We start from the raw sequence: 15,016 nt of genomic DNA, 5'->3' as shown, positions 1-15,016 counted from the left end.
AGCCCCTTTTGCTTTGCCTTTATATACACGACGAAAAAGGAAGCATCACTGCCTAAGCAGATAATGCTTCCTTTTTATTATTGCCTCAGCAATGTTTTCTTTTTTAACTTTTTCACCAGGCTGAAGATCGGCTTCTTCCGTTCTCCAAGTATCCCAATCCACTCTGCCATGACCTGGGTTAACAATCCCAGAAAGAGAATGATTAGAATAGACATCCATATCGCTGTTTCTGAAAAGACGAGCGCTGCTCCCCCAAAGAATATGCTGACTCCGTATAGGATTAATACGGTTGTCCGATGGCTGAAACCTAGAGCAAGAAGCCTGTAGTGCAGGTGTCCTTTATCTGGCGCGGAAATCTTCTGCTTGTTCAGCAGTCTGCGGATAATGGCAAAGAACGTATCAAAGATCGGCACTGCCAGAATAATAATCGGGATGATCAAGGTAAAGAGTGTCAGGTTCTTAAATAAACCGACCATGGAAATAATTGAGATTGAGTACCCTAGAAACATTGATCCTGTGTCACCCATGAAGATCTTAGCAGGGTGAAAGTTGAACACTAAGAATCCAAGCCCGCTTCCCACTAAGACAATAGCAAGGGCTGCCGCAAGGATCTGCCCGTCCATAAATGCCATCATAAACAAAATCGTTAAGGCAATTGAACTCGTACCCGCTGCCAGTCCGTCTAACCCGTCAATTAAGTTAATGGCATTTACCATGGCAAGAATCCACAGAATCGTAAAAGGATAGCTCCATATTCCGAACTCTATATAGCCGTTAAACGGCAAGGAAATAAATTCAATCTGTAATCCGCCTGCCACTACAATGGTTGCGGCAGCCATCTGCCCAAACAGCTTTTTGCTTGGGGATAGTGTATATTTATCATCAATCAAGCCGAGAATGAGTATCGTAAGTGCCCCGATCGTAATAGGCCAGAAAAATTCAAAGGGAGGCTGTAAATAGATCAGCCCGGCCACGGCCCCAAAGGCGATCGCTAATCCGCCAATTCGCGGCATGGAATCTTCATGCACTTTTCGTTGAGAAGGCTGGTCCACAAATCCGCCTTTAAGTGCAAGCTTCTTCACTAAAGGTGTAGTGGCTATCGTGACGATAAAGGCGATAAATAAAGCGATAAAATATTCATATAATGGCTCCACCGTCCACACCTTCCTTAAAAATATACTTTATTGTACCATTACTAAGTATATCAGCAAGGCAGGTACAATCAAGGATTATTTTATTTTCCCATAATCTTATACAACTATGCTTTTTCTCATTTCTTCTGCTTTGAAAGCAGTTCTTCATAAAATCGGAGAAGGACCCTGCCTTCCGACTTCCAGCTGTATGACTCTTCAAAGGCTTTAAGCGCCCGTTTTTGTATTTCTTTCAGTTCTTTTTCATCTTCCATTAATTTCAGCATTCCACCTGCGATTTCCTCCGGGGATTCTGGATTGACCAGCTCGCCTGTATGATAGTCTGTCACTACTTTTCGGTAGTTCGGAAAGTCTGAGGAAACCACTGCCAGCCCGGTGGCCATGTATTCAAAGAGCTTATTCGGCAGACAGACGACATGGTTAGGTACCGGCAGGTAAGGCAGCAAGCCAATGGATGATTGCTCCAAATATTCATGGACCTTCTGGTAGGATACTTTTCCCGTAAAGGTAACATGGTCTTCTATTTCAAGAGATTTGATCAACTCCATGACCCTCTTCTCAAATTCAGCAGATTGAAAGAACCCTACAAAGGTAAGGTGAGCATCAGGACGGGCCTTTACTACTTTGGCAAAGCCCTCAATAAGCTCTGCCGCTCCGCGGATTTCCGTAATTCCCCCTACATATACGAGCTGAGTCGCATCCTTCTTGGAAAGGTCTGGAGCGGGAAACAATTCATTTAACGGATAATTCTCTACTTTACAATGCTTGTACTTCCTGTACCTCTCCCCGATTTCCTCCGTCGTCACCACTATACCCGATAAAAAGGGAAGCATAACCTTTTCCGTTACTTCAAATACCTTTTTCATTATTTTTCTGACAGGCTTTGAAAGGTAGGGCTTGCTCATAATCGCATTTGGGTAGTGCTCATGTACATCAAAGATCACAGGCTTTCTCGTTAAGATCCGAAGGAGAACACCTGCAGGCAGAAGCTCTGGATCATGAAAATGATAAATATCCCCTTTCCGCTTTCTGGCAGCTTTTACTGCTTTCAAGGAAAGAAGAAGACGTGACAACCTGCTGCCCGCTTTTGGGAGGGGAATAATAGGTACTTCTTGATCCTCGTACTCTTCCGGTTCCGGGGCAATGAGTTCTACGTCGTACCCTGCTCGATTAAGGTTCTGCACTGCTTATAATAAATTCTTCCGTCGTATGCCGGATGAACGGTTGTGAGCACCACTGCTTTAGTCATTTTTTTCACCCTTTACCACGTTCTCAAGAATACCGCTCAGCTTCTTGGCAAGTATCCTGCGGTTATACTTTTGTTTCACGACTTCGGTGACGTTGCTCTCAAGCTCCTTGATCCACTCTCTATTCTTCACCGCTTTGTCCACCGCTTCAGCAAGTTCTTCTGCGTTCCCAGGTTCAAAGGCGATCCCAGCTTCATTTTCAAGCACGATATCCGTCGCTTCCCCCCCTACTCCAATTAAGACTGGTTTTCCAGCTGCCATACAATCAAACACTTTTGAAGGAATGGTAATATGAAAAAGAGGGTGGTTTTTCAAGGTGACTAAGCACAAATCAGCTGCCTGATAGTACGGCATAAGCTCTTCTTTATTCATACTGTCCAAAAACAAGAGATTGGGGATGTGTTCGAAATCTGCTTTCGCCTTCAACGGGTCTTTCTCCACTCCCTCTCCTATAAAGCAAAACGTTACTTCTGCTTCTGGTCCCAGTATGTTAGCAGCGTCAAGCACCACATCAAGTCCCTGGGCCGCTCCCATGTTTCCTGCGTATAAGACAACAAGGTCATTTCCCAGCTCATGCTTTTTTCGAATCTCTTCCTTTTCTTCACTGGCAGCCGACTGTATATCTTCTATATCTACACCGTTTGTGACTACATTGATCTTTCGTCCATCTACACCTTGCTTGATCAAATGTTCCTTGTATCCATGGGTAACTGTAATAATATGTTCTGCCTTTTGATATAAGAAATTCTCCAGCTTTCTGGCCCATTTGAGCAGGAGCGGATTGGAAAACTGGCTTAGAATTTTAGCAAAATCAACCCACAGGTCCCTTACTTCCAGAATAAAGGGCTTTCTGAGCAGGCGGCTGAGAATATATCCGGATGCTGCCGTAAACAAATGGGGGCTTGAGGCATAAACGGCATCTGTTTTTCTAACCAATAAACCGCTGATGATACTTGAAAACATAAAGGAAAAATAGTTAGCAAGTCTTGCTTTCGAGCTTTTTTTCGTATCCTGAAAACGAAAGGAACGGCGAACCTCTATGCCTTCTTTTGTTTCTTTTTTAAAAAGTGAACGGTTCTTTTCATGATTTGGAAACGTCGTAAGGACCGTAACCTCATGACCTTCTTTTACCAGGTTTTTTGCCATATCGTACGCTCTTCCCTGTGCTGCTCCAATTTCTGGCGGAAAGTGCTGGCTGAGATACAGAATTTTCATAGTTTGATTCCCTTTCTTCCAATCCTCTTGGCGCTGTTTCTTCTATTTATTCACATAAAAGAGGTGCATCTGATGCACCTCTCGCTTGACCGTATATCCTCTTAGAATTTCTATTCTATTTTACTATGAGACGGCCTCTTGTGAAAGCGGAGATTATTGATTCAGGATCGTCTGGAGAGTTGAGAAGTAATGATCCACCACCGGCTCCACCCCGTACCTTGAGGCAACTTCCTCTCTGCCTTCTTTCGCGAGAGCCTTACGCCACTGTTGGTCTCCTGACATTTTCCCCGCTAAAGAAAGCGCTTCTTGAAGATCATTCCCTTGGTACATGGCCCGTTGAAGAGACCCCTGCAGTACTTCAGGGATTCCTCCCACGTTTGGGGCAATGACCGGGCACTCACAGGCAAGCGCTTCAATGAGGGTCATTCCAAAGGATTCATTCGTTGAGGTGCTCATCGTAAACCCACCTGTTTGAGCTACGAACGAGTACAGGTGAGGCATCGCCTCGTATTCCACTCTTGGAAGCCAGCGCCATTTGTTCATTAGCTTGTGCTCTTCTACATAGGAAAGAAGTTCTTTCACAGGACGGGGGCTTGCTGTTTCTCCCCCTGCCAGCCAGATTTCACTGTCCGGATAGGTTTCGGTATAGTCAGCAGCCAGTTCGATAAATCCTCTCCAGTTCTTATGGTCGTTAATCTTTCCAATCCAGAGCATAACCCGGGGCTGTCCGCCTGCTGAAACGCTCCGTGGATAGAAGTGTTCAAGCTCCAGGCAATTTGGCGTAACATAGGCCGGGATGCTCGTTGAGACGTTGTATTCCATCCTTAATACATCCATGACATATTGAGTCGGAGTAATCAGAGCATCGATTGTCGAGACATCAAGCCATTTCAAGTATTCAATTCTTTTGGAAGTCCCATGAACTTCATGGATGACTTTCCCTTGAAAGGTAGAAGCATGAATGACCTCATAGGCTTCTTCTGTATCCACATTGATGATGAGGTCATAGTTATTCTTGTTGATAAGGTCTTTTAATTCATCATCCGTTTTTGGCTTATACACATGTGGATGCTTCCGAAAAGCCGTCTCCCCTCCGTGATCTCTAAGAAAGGCAAAGTGCACTTCACACTTTTTGCTCAGGTGCACCAGTCTATTTGCAAGCTGAGTGCAGACTCCTCCGAGCAGGAGATATCTGTAGATATATAAAATCTTCAAACCGTTCACCTTCTTTATTGCACAACAACAGGCTGAAAAGGATTCTGAACCTGCAGCCCGGCAAGATGCTCTGCTTTCGCTTCCCAGCTGTTGAATTGAATTCTTTGATGCCATGTGGAGTATGGAAACTCCTGCTCCCTTGCTTCTTTCATTTGTTTCTCTATATCCTCTTCCAGGGTTAAATACTTTCCCCACGGAAAAACCTCGGCTGATTCCTGGAAATTGCCCAGTACAGGCAGGCCAAGGGATATGAGAAAAGCTGTAAAGGGGTCGTTTTGTACCATGTCTTCATAAAAAGCTCCAACGAGAGACCACCTTGCCGCAAGGTTCACCAGGTCCCGCTCCTCCCGCGGCCGGTACCACTTAATTCTCTTTTCTTGTTTCACATGCTGCGGCCGGTCTGAGGAAACGGCGTGTATCGTTACATTCTTGTATTTCCGAGTTAGGTCTAATAAAAACTCCCAATCAATTCTCTCCTTATTTCCTTCGACACAGCCAATCACCAGCTCCTCGCTCTTCACTTTGTTGCGAGGATGCTGAAAGTAGGAAGAGTCGATGCCATCGGGAAGCACCACCGGCTGGGATATTCCCTTCCTTTTCAGTGTTTCTGCTTTTTCTTCGCTTGAAGTGATTGTCTTCATGGACTGATGTAGAAGAAAAGAGTCTTCTGCTTTCCATTGTTCCTTTGCCGGCTTGTCCCACAGGTAGTACGTCCTCCAGCCCTGTACAGCAAATTGGTTAAGCCACTTAGCTGCATGTGTAGAAGCCGCTGTATTTACCACCACTTGAGGCATGCTGCCTGCAAAGGTGTGCTGAAGCAATCTTGGAAACAGCATGTCCAGTGCTTCTTTTTCTTCTATTTGAAATACGTTTCCTCCCGCGTAGACAGGGTAATGCTTGCTCTCCTTTTCCCCTTTATAAATGAAAAATACTCCCCAGCCTAATGAGGAGAATGCTTGAGCAAGCTGACTCACTCGTGTGCCACTCTTGTCTTTTATAAATTCTTCATTAGTGTACATTACGATAACCCCCCGGTACATGCCTGTTCCGCAGGCCGCAAGGAAATTATCTATGGTCTTTTGCTGTTCCTTCATGGAAGGCGCGGGGGTGAGCTTTAACATCCTTTGGTCAGGCCGGCTTCCTTTTACAGGTACCGTGGAAGATGCGATCGACACAGACGAAGTGTCAGCAGCTTTTTCGGCTTTCTTGATAATATCTCCAGAAAGCTCGCTTACGGTTTCTTTATATAATGACTTTCTCATTCGATTGTAAAATGTGCTTTCCGTTTCGTATGCCTCCAGCAGTTTGGAGTGGTCTTCTAATAATGCGTTCAAGTAATAGCGCAGCTGTTCGTTCTCTTCCTTAAGAGCCTGGACTGCTTTTTCCTGATGACGAAAATAACGTTCAGACTCTTCGATTCCAATCTTCACCGCCAGTTTATAGACAAGGTCTTTAGAGTACTCAGATGATTCTTTGTTCCATCCTACATAGCCAATCTTGTCGTCTGTCAGAAACTTCGTCTCTCGCCTTTTGAAATACTTTTGGATTTGGATAAACCGCTCTATAAATCCGTATCCTTCCTTCACAGGAAAGGTCGGGTAGGAAGGAATCACTTCTGTCCAAATGAATTTCCCGCTTGGTTTCAGGACTCTTTGTATTCCTGAAAGGAGCGCAGCATAATCAAGTTCTCGTGGAACTTCTCCAACGATCACAGAGTCGAATTGGTTCTCTTTATATATACTTAAGTCGAAATTCCCGGAAAAAGCGTATAGGTCTTTGTTGCCTGTTTTCATCACTTTGCCTTCGGTCAACATTCTATGAAAATAGGCAGACGTGTGGTAGTGGGAGGCAAATAGAATATCAGCGTTCGGACTCTTTTCCAGCTTCAATCCCTCTTCAAAACGGCCGCCTACAAGCAGGACGTAATTTCCGCCTACTCTTGTTTGTAACCATGGCTGCTGTAAATTTTTGTTTTTTGACAATTTTTTCTTCACACTCCCTGTGGTTTACCCGATATATAAGAAGTACCTGGACTTAAGTCCTGGTACATATTTAATGATGTTCCTGTGTATATCTTCAATATTCTTCTAGCATATGGTAATATCAACTATGATTCAAAGAAAATTTTGTATAAGGAGGAAAGTTTTTGCCGTATTTTCGTATTTTCATTGTTTCGCTTGTCGCATTTTGTACTCTTATCACAATTCCTACTTCATTACTAGCTGAAGAAAAAAACGTCTCAGTCCAACTTCACAATTACATCCAAAACAAAAACAGTCTAAACATACAAGTATCCAATCCATACAACATTTCGGGAAACAGTGATTCTTTAACCAGCGGATCGTCCTATATAGTGAAACTGGAACATAACCAGTTAGTGCTGTATAGAGGATCAAGCAAGATAAGGGAATTAGGAACGGAATTCACCCTTACTCCCGAACGGTATGATTACAATCATTATACCACGGTAGAGGGGAGAAAATACTTGGGCAGCATGACATTTCGTGTCGATGGACAGTACATACGCCCTGTAAATACCCTGCCCCTTGAAGATTACTTAAAAGGTGTCGTTCCTAGAGAAATGCCTGCGAGCTGGCACAAAGAGGCCCTTAAAGCCCAGACCGTAGCTGCCCGTACGTTCGCAAGCCATCCAAGCCGTAGTAACAGAGAGTTAGTTGACACGGTGTCCGACCAGGTATATGGCGGATATGACTGGCACCCTAACACCTCTGAGGCGGTTGATTCTACAAAAGGAGAAATCCTGACGTATAACGGCACACCAGTAGAAACCTTTTATTCTTCCAGTAATGGCGGAATGACAGAATCAAATGCTAACGTCTGGTCAAGCAGCCCTCTTCCTTACTTTTCTGTAAAAGAAGATCCTTATGACCCCAAAAGCGCCTGGAGCTTAACTCTCCAAAAGATCCAGATCGACCTCTCTTCTCGCGACTTAAAAAAGCCTGAAAATTGGTGGCAGCAAGTAAGAGAGAAAGACAGCGGCAAAGCATTTGTCAATGGGGTTAAAAATCATCTAAAGGGCAGGAATGCGTATTCAGGCTACGAGATAAAACTGACAACTATTGAATCTCTCAATCTATCAAACAGCCGGTACGACGGAGGACGCCATACAGACGCAACCTTAAGAGTATCTTTTATTGCTAAGGACAATAAAGGAAACTTTGTCCGCGACTCTAATAACAACATTAGAGTGATGACAGAAAATATCAACCAAAGAATGAACTTTCCGGATTATGATGGGTGCCGGGGAATTTAGAAGTACACTCGTAAACGTTCAAAATCGAAGCAATGACATTGTCATTTCCGGTCACGGATTCGGGCACGGTGTCGGCCTAAGCCAGCACGGAGCTAACGAACGAGCAAAAGCAGGACAAAGCTATCAGGACATTCTCGCTTTCTATTATGACGGGTCGTCTCTTGAAGGAAAAACAGCTTCTACTCCTCTTTCAGTCACCAGCCTGGAAGGAGATAACCGCTTCCAAACAAGCGTGGCAATCTCTCAATACGGCTGGAAAAACCCAGGTGATGTGGATACTGTCGTTGTAGGCCGCGGCGATCGCACAGCGGATGCCCTGACAGGAAATGTTCTGGCCAAGAAGCATAATGCTCCTCTTTTGCTGTCAGAAACGAAGAGAGTTCGAAAGGAAGTAATCGAAGAGATTAAAAGGCTGTCTCCATCGCACATTTATGTGCTAGGTGGTCCTAATGCAATATCTGAAAATGCTGAAAGAGAGCTTCAGTCTATCGCTGCTACTACTCGAGTGGCAGGAGATACAAGGCTTGAAACAGCATATAAGATTGCTAATGAAGTAGGCAGTTCTTCTAATAAACTGATATTAACCGCAGGCAGTGACAGTTCAGGAGTCAATGCTTCACCTGACGCTCTTACGATTGCAACTGTAGCAGGCACGGAACAAATTCCTATTCTCTACACGGCCAACCGCAGCAATGTAAACAAAGAAGTCAGTCGCTATATTGAAAAGAACAGTATTCAGGAAGTCTTTATCATTGGCGGCCCCAATGCCATTTCGTCCTCTATAGAGAACGAAGTGAAAAGCTTGGCACCAACAGTTACACGGGTGGCCGGGGATAACCGTTTTGAAACAGCAATCAAAATCGTAGAACAGTGGGACCTTTCTCCAGAAAAAATCTTCTTTGCCAGAGGCGATGATTATGCCGACGCACTATCCGGTTCCCCTCTTGCTGCCAAAGAAGGAGCACCAATTTTATTAACGAGAAGCAATCAGGTTCCTGAAGTCATTTCTACGTATCTTAGAAACCAAAGCAGTCAGATTAACAGCCTTTATTACCTTGGCGGAAACCATGCCATTCATTCTTCTGCCAGAGAACAAATTGAAAGTCTAGTAAGGTAAGATTTTTTACCTTAGGACAAACCATGCTTGTAAACAGATATGTAAATTTATCGATTCGTGTTCACGAAAAGGAGGAAAGAAATGCGCAAACCCCTTCCATGCTGGAATTATATTTATCGTTCTCCTCTCGCTTTTGGCTGGAAACACCCATTACGCGGAAGCCAACGGTGAGATTAAGAGATTAGCTGGTGACAACAGGATAGACACTGCGATAGAAATTTCAAAAGAAGGGTGGCCAAATGGCCTCTCAGGGGAAAGAGCTGTCATTCTCGCTCGAGCTGACGTGCCTGCCGATGCACTAGCCAGTTCAAGTCTTTCTAGAGAAAAAGATGCTCCTATCCTTCTTACTTACCCAAATCGGGTGGACTCTCAAACCATTAATGAATTACAAAGATTAAACGCCCGTACAGTGTATGTGCTGGGTGGAGAAGATGCGATCAGCAGCACCGTTGTCTCCGGTATTAGACAACATGGGTACACGGTAGAACGCATAGAAGGCAGCAATCGATCTGAAACCGCCTTGGAAATTAACAAAAAAGCAGGCCTTGGCAGCAGCCAGTCTGCCCTTCTGGTAAATGGGGTCACCATTGCTGATGCTCTTTCAGCATCAAGCATTGCAGCCAATAATAACATTCCTATTTATCTGGCTAATGCCGATCACCTGCGTACAGAGCTTCCAAGCTCTGTTAGAAATGTAACTATTCTTGGAGGTCCTCAAGCGATCAGTACAAGTCTTGAAAACTCTTTAACACAGCAGGGAATTCAAGTAAATAGAATTGCCGGGGACAATCGCTTTGAAACCAACTTAAAAGCCCTGGAGCATTATTCTTTTTCAAATGACACCATTGTCGTAAGAGGAACCTCTGTGAGCAATGACAGAGAAGACTATCCGGATGCTGTGGCAGCGGCCAGTCTTTCACACAAGCGTAATGCTCCCGTGGTGCTTAGCCATCATTCAAGTGCACGAAGTGAAGTACAAAATTATTTAAACAGCAGGACTGGTACTCTTTTTGCCCTTGGAGGCCCTCACGCGCTGCCTGACTCAGTCCTTGGCAACGGAGGATCATCTACTCCGGCTCCAGCTCCGAGCCCTGAACCTGAACCTGAATCTGAAGATGCGATTGCTGAAGCTACAGTAACTGCCAGCTCCTTAAATGTGAGAAGTACTCCAAGCGGTACAATTATTGGCTCTCTTCCTAACGGAAGTCAGGTTTCTATTTATTCCTATGAAGGAAGCTGGGCTGAAATCCGTTATAACGGGCAAAAAGCTTACGTTTCTTCTAACTTTTTAAATGTACAAACAACATCCCCTGGAGATTCAGGCTCTGAACCTTCTGATGGGATTGTGGCAAATGCAAAAGTTGCCGCCTCTACGTTAAACGTAAGAAGAACGCCTAATGGAAGCAGCCTGGGAAGTTTAAGAAACGGATCTTCCGTAGATATTTACTCATTTGACGGGGACTGGGCCGAAATTCGTTATGAAGGTCAAAAAGCCTTTGTCCATTCCTTCTACTTGAACATTGACGGTAAAAACAACCTCCTGCGCGGCCATGTCATTGCTGTTGACCCGGGCCACGGAGGAAGTGACCCTGGAGCAGTAGCGAACGGCCTACAAGAAAAAGAGCTTGTTCTTGATGTGGGCCTTCGTTTAGAAAAGCTGCTGAAAGACGCCGGTGCCACTGTGGTGATGACGCGAAACACTGATACATTCGTCTCCTTAAGCAACCGTTCTAAAATAGCAAATGATAGAAATGCTCATTCGTTTATCAGCATTCACGCCAATGCTGCCGGTTCTGCAGCCCACGGAACTGAGACCTACTGGAATCACCGCCATGAGCCTGCACAGAGTAAAGAGCTGGCTGAGAAAGTGCAAAGCCGTATGATTTATCTTCTCCAGACAAATGACAGAGGCGCGAAAGAAGATCGTTCCTTGTCCTTTATCAACACTGGTTTTGCCGTTCTTCTGAACTCTGAAATGCCTGCAGTCCTTGCAGAGCTTGGCTTTGTAACAAACGCTGCTGAAGCCAACCGAATGAAAACGAATCAGTTAGAGATGATGCTGCGAATGCTCTTTATCAAGGAATCTTAGATTTCCACCGTCAGCCTAGAAACTAAACATTCTCATGAAAGAAAAAGGTGCCGATTATCTTCATATGATAATCGGCACCTTTTTTGCTATTTTTTTGGAGAAAATAGATCATAGGCTGATCCCACTGTCATTAAGTTGGTTAACATCAGACGCCTGAGGGAAAAGCAAGAGCTGAAGACCCATGAAATTATTGATTAGGACCGTGCACCTTCCCCTGCGGTCTCTTAATTAACCGGTCAAACCAATGGGGAACTGAGGAGTACCCCACTGAGTAACGTCCTTCTCTGGGCGATAAGTACATGTAAGCGTGAGCTGCACCTATGACTCGTTCCCTGTCGTAAACAGGAAGGTTAATCCCACTTACATTTTGAAACTGGTAAGAGGAAATGTGAAATTCGGCTTTCTCTATTTCCTTGTCGATATATAATTCATTGACTGCTATTCCTGCAGCTACATGGTCCCGGTGGGGATCATAATACGAAAAAGTCTTATGATAGGCCCAGAGTACCTTTCCTCATATTTCCTAACTACTTCCTTTACCTCATCCACTTGAAGCTGCCCATCCTCAAAGTCATAGATTTCATAGTTGCTTTCAGGAAGTCCCAGTCTTTCCATCGCATCTACAAACTCCATCACTCTGGATTGCCCGAACTCTTGAGGAGTAAGGCTGGATGATCCGCTAAGACTCTTTGGTAAGTTCCGGATGCTCTGCCTTGCGTTAACAGGATGACATGAACATCACGGCCGTAGTACAAGTCATTCGCTATTCCCACGCCCATGGTTAGTATTTCATCATCAGGGTGAGGAGAATAGTAGATGACTGTTTCTCCTCCCTGTTCTTTTGTTTGATAGGATGGAAAGCTTTCTACTTCACTTACTACTCTTTCTGACAAGGCATTCGGCCCACCAAGAAAGGTAGTATGAATCTTAGGTGTTTCATGTAAAACCTTCCTGCTTGCCGACGGAAAGCTATCTTGTGCAGAGAGAAGGGTAACGCCCTTTTGTTTTGCTGCGGCCGCTGATCCTGTTAACGCGTCAGCAAAGTCTGTTCCAGTAGCAATGAATATATTTCCATTATCCTGGTGAAATTCCTTAATGACTTCCGCGGCTGTTTCATACCGGTTACTTCCGCTGATACGGGTTGCTGAAAACTGTCTTCGCAGCTCTTCGGAGACAACGGAAGGACCACCTATCACGATAACCTCTTCTGCTTTATTGAGTTTGTTTTCAGTGCCTTTGGTCACCCTTTTTCCGTCACTGGTGAGAAGGATGGGATACCCTGCCTCTGCAGCAATCGGGGCAATGGATAGGGCATCTGGAAAGTTGCTGCCGTTTACAAGTATAGCTTTTTCATATTTTCCTAATCTATCAGCAATTGATTCAGCTGTTTCCATCCTGTTATCTCCGCTGACTCTTGTAACCGAAACTCCTGTACTATGTATTAATTCATTTTCTATGTCATTTGAGACCGCCAGTGGGCCTCCCAGGATGATAACTTCCTCTGCCCCCAGGCGCTGAATTTCTTTTTTCGTTTCTGGAGGTAATGTACTTCTTCTTGTCAGGAGGATCGGGGCTTGCTGTTTATAGGCAAGAGAAGCTCCTGCCAGGCATCGGGGAAATTGCCACCCTGCGTAAGAACTACTTTCCGGCTAGTCTCCCAGTGTTCCTTGGATATTTCCACAGCTGTTTCAAAACGGTTGTCGCCATATATTCTATGGCTCTCTTTGGCCTCCGCTTCTAAAGAGAGAAATCCACCTATCCCCAGTAAAATACTGATTATTACTACTGTTATACTAAAACGATTTTTCATTTATTTATCCTGCTTTCTTAATTATTGGATCCTGAGTGTGTTCTTTTGCAGGAGAAGGATTGCCCATCAATCGATCCAGCTTCCATGCCTTTGATGGTGAAATCGCCTTAGGTCCTCCCAGGATTTCATACTGCATTCCTGTGCCTGCTCTGCTTTTAATATACTGTTCCGTTTCAGGCGTTGCTCTTTCCTTTCTTACGAGGAGCATGCTCTTGTTATGTTTGGCAGCATAGGCAGCACCAGACAATGCGTCTGGGAAATTTCCTCCCGATGCAAACAGCAGCTCTTTACTTGAACCTTTGAAGTAATCGTGTACTTTAATGGATGTCTCAAAACGGTTGCTTCCCGCAATTCTAACAGGATTGGGAAGACTGCTGACCACCTGTTCAGAGATGGCGTTTGGACCTCCAATGACTATCGTTTCAGATGGGTTCAGTTCGGCTAAATAGGATTTCGTGCTTTCTGGAATGACATTTCTTCGAACAAGGAGAATGGGAATCCCCTCCTTACTTGCGTATGGTGCTACTGATAAAGCGTCTGGAAAGTTTTCACCAGAAGCAATAATAACTTTATTCGTTTTCTTTCCTAACTCCTTATTAATGTGAACGGCTGTTTCGTAACGATTGTCTCCGGCCAGTCGGTGTGTAGTATATCCTTTTCTTTGGATAGCCGTTTCAACTGCTGGGGATATAGCGTTTGGCCCTCCTAAGAGCACAACGTGATCAACGGCAAGTTCCTCAAGGACCTCCAAGGTTTCTGGACTAATTCGACTTGACCTTGTGAGCAGCATCGGTGCGTTTAATTCATAGGCAGCCCTCGTACCTGTTAACGAGTCTGGGAATGAAGCATTGGTAGCTAAAATAGCAAAATTCCCTTCTTTTCCTTGTAAACTTCCTGACTTTTCCCCACTCTTCTCCCAGCCTGCTTTGGCGATTTCTATAGAGGTTTGAATGGCATTGCTTCCGTATATTCGATTTTTAGATTGTAAGTAATAAAGTGATTGCTCCGCATCTATTAACGGGAACTTCTGGCTAAGACCAATGTCTTTTGCCGGAACTTCTATGATTTCTCTAAGCTGGTTCCCTTCTAATGAAGCTCTTGCGCCTTTAGCATAGCTGCCAGAGAGGTCACTTGAGGGGCAGCCATGCTGGTACCGCTCATTTTTTTGTAAGAACTGGGAAATCCGATATATGTACTCATGATTTCTGACCCTGGAGCAACTATATTGATCTCTGCTCCGAAGTTTGAAAAGGAAGATAAGGATGTATTCCTTCCATTTAAAGAGCCTACTGCTAATACCTCCGGAAAGGCTGCAGGAAAATCCACTTTATCCTTACCTTTATTTCCTGACGCACCAATCATCAATATGCCTTTATCATTAGCATATTGGACAGCCTCATTTACATAGCGGGAGTAGTTCTCAAAGCCCAGGCTCATATTCATCATGTCAGCTCCGTGATCCGCGGCATAAAATATTGCTTCAGCCAAATCAAACGTCGTCCCTTTTTCCCCTTCTAACACTTTCAAGGAAGGAGATCGACCTTTCCTTTTGACAAAGAGGCAATTCCCCTGTTGTTATTTGTTACTGCCCCGATAATTCCAGCCACATGAGTTCCATGGCCATCTATGTCTTCCACACTTCCTTTGCTATGTACGAAGTTTTTCCCTTTTATCACATTGGATCCAAGGTCTTCATGGGCTTGGTATATTCCGCTGTCTAAGATCGCTGTGACTGCTTTTCCTGCTGGCTGATAGCTCTCCCAGGCACTGTAGGCGTTCATTAAATTTAAATCAACCGCCTGAGTAGACAGCAGCGGGTCATTAGGGGAAGAGAAACGAATGAGAGGCTGTTCTGCTTCCGCATATACATTCTCTGCTTCTTTCGTTTCTAAAAATTC

General features: G+C 44.6%; 13 protein-coding genes and 2 pseudogenes. 3 read left to right on the top strand and 12 right to left on the bottom strand.

Annotated elements, in window-relative coordinates; genetic code table 11:
• Nucleotides 1-77: 77 nt before the first annotated feature.
• The 5 genes from JCM19033_RS20300 to JCM19033_RS20280 all read right to left on the bottom strand — a co-directional run bounded on the left by JCM19033_RS20300 (nucleotide 78) and on the right by JCM19033_RS20280 (nucleotide 6,810).
• Nucleotides 78-1,154, bottom strand: a complete 1,077-nt coding sequence (locus JCM19033_RS20300) for a glycosyltransferase family 4 protein (RefSeq protein ID WP_054637697.1) — start codon at nucleotides 1,152-1,154, stop codon at nucleotides 78-80.
• 116 nt (nucleotides 1,155-1,270) lie between these two features.
• Nucleotides 1,271-2,335 (bottom strand): glycosyltransferase family 4 protein, encoded by a 1,065-nt coding sequence (locus tag JCM19033_RS20295; RefSeq protein ID WP_054637696.1) that lies wholly within the window; start codon nucleotides 2,333-2,335, stop codon nucleotides 1,271-1,273.
• A gap of 57 nt (nucleotides 2,336-2,392) precedes the next feature.
• Nucleotides 2,393-3,613, bottom strand: coding sequence for a glycosyltransferase family 4 protein (locus JCM19033_RS20290; protein WP_054637695.1), 1,221 nt, complete (start codon nucleotides 3,611-3,613; stop codon nucleotides 2,393-2,395).
• A 153-nt stretch (nucleotides 3,614-3,766) separates the two neighbouring features.
• Nucleotides 3,767-4,675: a glycosyltransferase family 4 protein gene (locus JCM19033_RS20285; RefSeq protein WP_198153596.1), complete on the bottom strand. Its 909-nt coding sequence runs from the start codon at nucleotides 4,673-4,675 to the stop codon at nucleotides 3,767-3,769.
• A 167-nt stretch (nucleotides 4,676-4,842) separates the two neighbouring features.
• On the bottom strand, nucleotides 4,843-6,810 hold the full coding sequence (locus JCM19033_RS20280) for a hypothetical protein (RefSeq protein ID WP_157050001.1): 1,968 nt from the start codon (nucleotides 6,808-6,810) through the stop codon (nucleotides 4,843-4,845).
• A gap of 164 nt (nucleotides 6,811-6,974) precedes the next feature.
• On the opposite strand from JCM19033_RS20280, the gene JCM19033_RS20275 reads away from it, so the two are divergent.
• The 3 genes from JCM19033_RS20275 to JCM19033_RS20265 all read left to right on the top strand — a co-directional run bounded on the left by JCM19033_RS20275 (nucleotide 6,975) and on the right by JCM19033_RS20265 (nucleotide 11,308).
• Nucleotides 6,975-8,102 (top strand): SpoIID/LytB domain-containing protein, encoded by a 1,128-nt coding sequence (locus JCM19033_RS20275; RefSeq protein ID WP_054637692.1) that lies wholly within the window; start codon nucleotides 6,975-6,977, stop codon nucleotides 8,100-8,102.
• Entirely contained in the window at nucleotides 8,080-9,219 is a 1,140-nt protein-coding gene (locus tag JCM19033_RS20270; RefSeq protein ID WP_054637691.1) for a cell wall-binding repeat-containing protein, read from the top strand. The genes JCM19033_RS20275 and JCM19033_RS20270 overlap by 23 nt, the downstream gene beginning before the upstream one ends.
• Before the next feature lie 133 nt (nucleotides 9,220-9,352).
• Entirely contained in the window at nucleotides 9,353-11,308 is a 1,956-nt protein-coding gene (locus JCM19033_RS20265; RefSeq protein WP_054637690.1) for a cell wall-binding repeat-containing protein, read from the top strand.
• Nucleotides 11,309-11,758: 450 nt separating this feature from the next.
• Here JCM19033_RS20265 and JCM19033_RS20260 read toward each other — a convergent pair whose 3' ends face one another.
• The 7 genes and pseudogenes from JCM19033_RS20260 to JCM19033_RS20235 all read right to left on the bottom strand — a co-directional run bounded on the left by JCM19033_RS20260 (nucleotide 11,759) and on the right by JCM19033_RS20235 (nucleotide 14,899).
• Complete coding sequence (locus JCM19033_RS20260) at nucleotides 11,759-11,944, bottom strand: hypothetical protein (RefSeq protein ID WP_157050000.1); 186 nt, start codon at nucleotides 11,942-11,944, stop codon at nucleotides 11,759-11,761.
• Nucleotides 11,941-12,750 carry a cell wall-binding repeat-containing protein gene (locus JCM19033_RS20255; RefSeq protein ID WP_269758443.1) on the bottom strand — a complete coding sequence of 270 codons (810 nt, stop codon included), beginning with the start codon at nucleotides 12,748-12,750 and terminating at the stop codon, nucleotides 11,941-11,943. Before JCM19033_RS20255 ends, JCM19033_RS20260 begins: the two co-directional genes overlap by 4 nt.
• A 69-nt stretch (nucleotides 12,751-12,819) precedes the next feature.
• A pseudogene (locus JCM19033_RS20250) lies at nucleotides 12,820-13,118 on the bottom strand (cell wall-binding repeat-containing protein); the annotation flags it as partial.
• 4 nt (nucleotides 13,119-13,122) lie between these two features.
• Nucleotides 13,123-13,908 (bottom strand): cell wall-binding repeat-containing protein, encoded by a 786-nt coding sequence (locus tag JCM19033_RS20245; protein WP_054637686.1) that lies wholly within the window; start codon nucleotides 13,906-13,908, stop codon nucleotides 13,123-13,125.
• A gap of 114 nt (nucleotides 13,909-14,022) precedes the next feature.
• Nucleotides 14,023-14,088, bottom strand: a pseudogene (locus JCM19033_RS28545) (hypothetical protein); the annotation flags it as partial.
• Nucleotides 14,089-14,204: 116 nt separating this feature from the next.
• Nucleotides 14,205-14,639 (bottom strand): S8 family serine peptidase, encoded by a 435-nt coding sequence (locus JCM19033_RS20240; protein WP_269758442.1) that lies wholly within the window; start codon nucleotides 14,637-14,639, stop codon nucleotides 14,205-14,207.
• A gap of 2 nt (nucleotides 14,640-14,641) precedes the next feature.
• On the bottom strand, nucleotides 14,642-14,899 hold the full coding sequence (locus JCM19033_RS20235; protein ID WP_054637684.1) for a S8 family serine peptidase: 258 nt from the start codon (nucleotides 14,897-14,899) through the stop codon (nucleotides 14,642-14,644).
• Nucleotides 14,900-15,016: the final 117 nt, after the last annotated feature.

The sequence above is a fragment of the Thalassobacillus sp. C254 genome, assembly GCF_001310615.1.
This window is presented reverse-complemented; position numbering and strand designations above follow the sequence as displayed.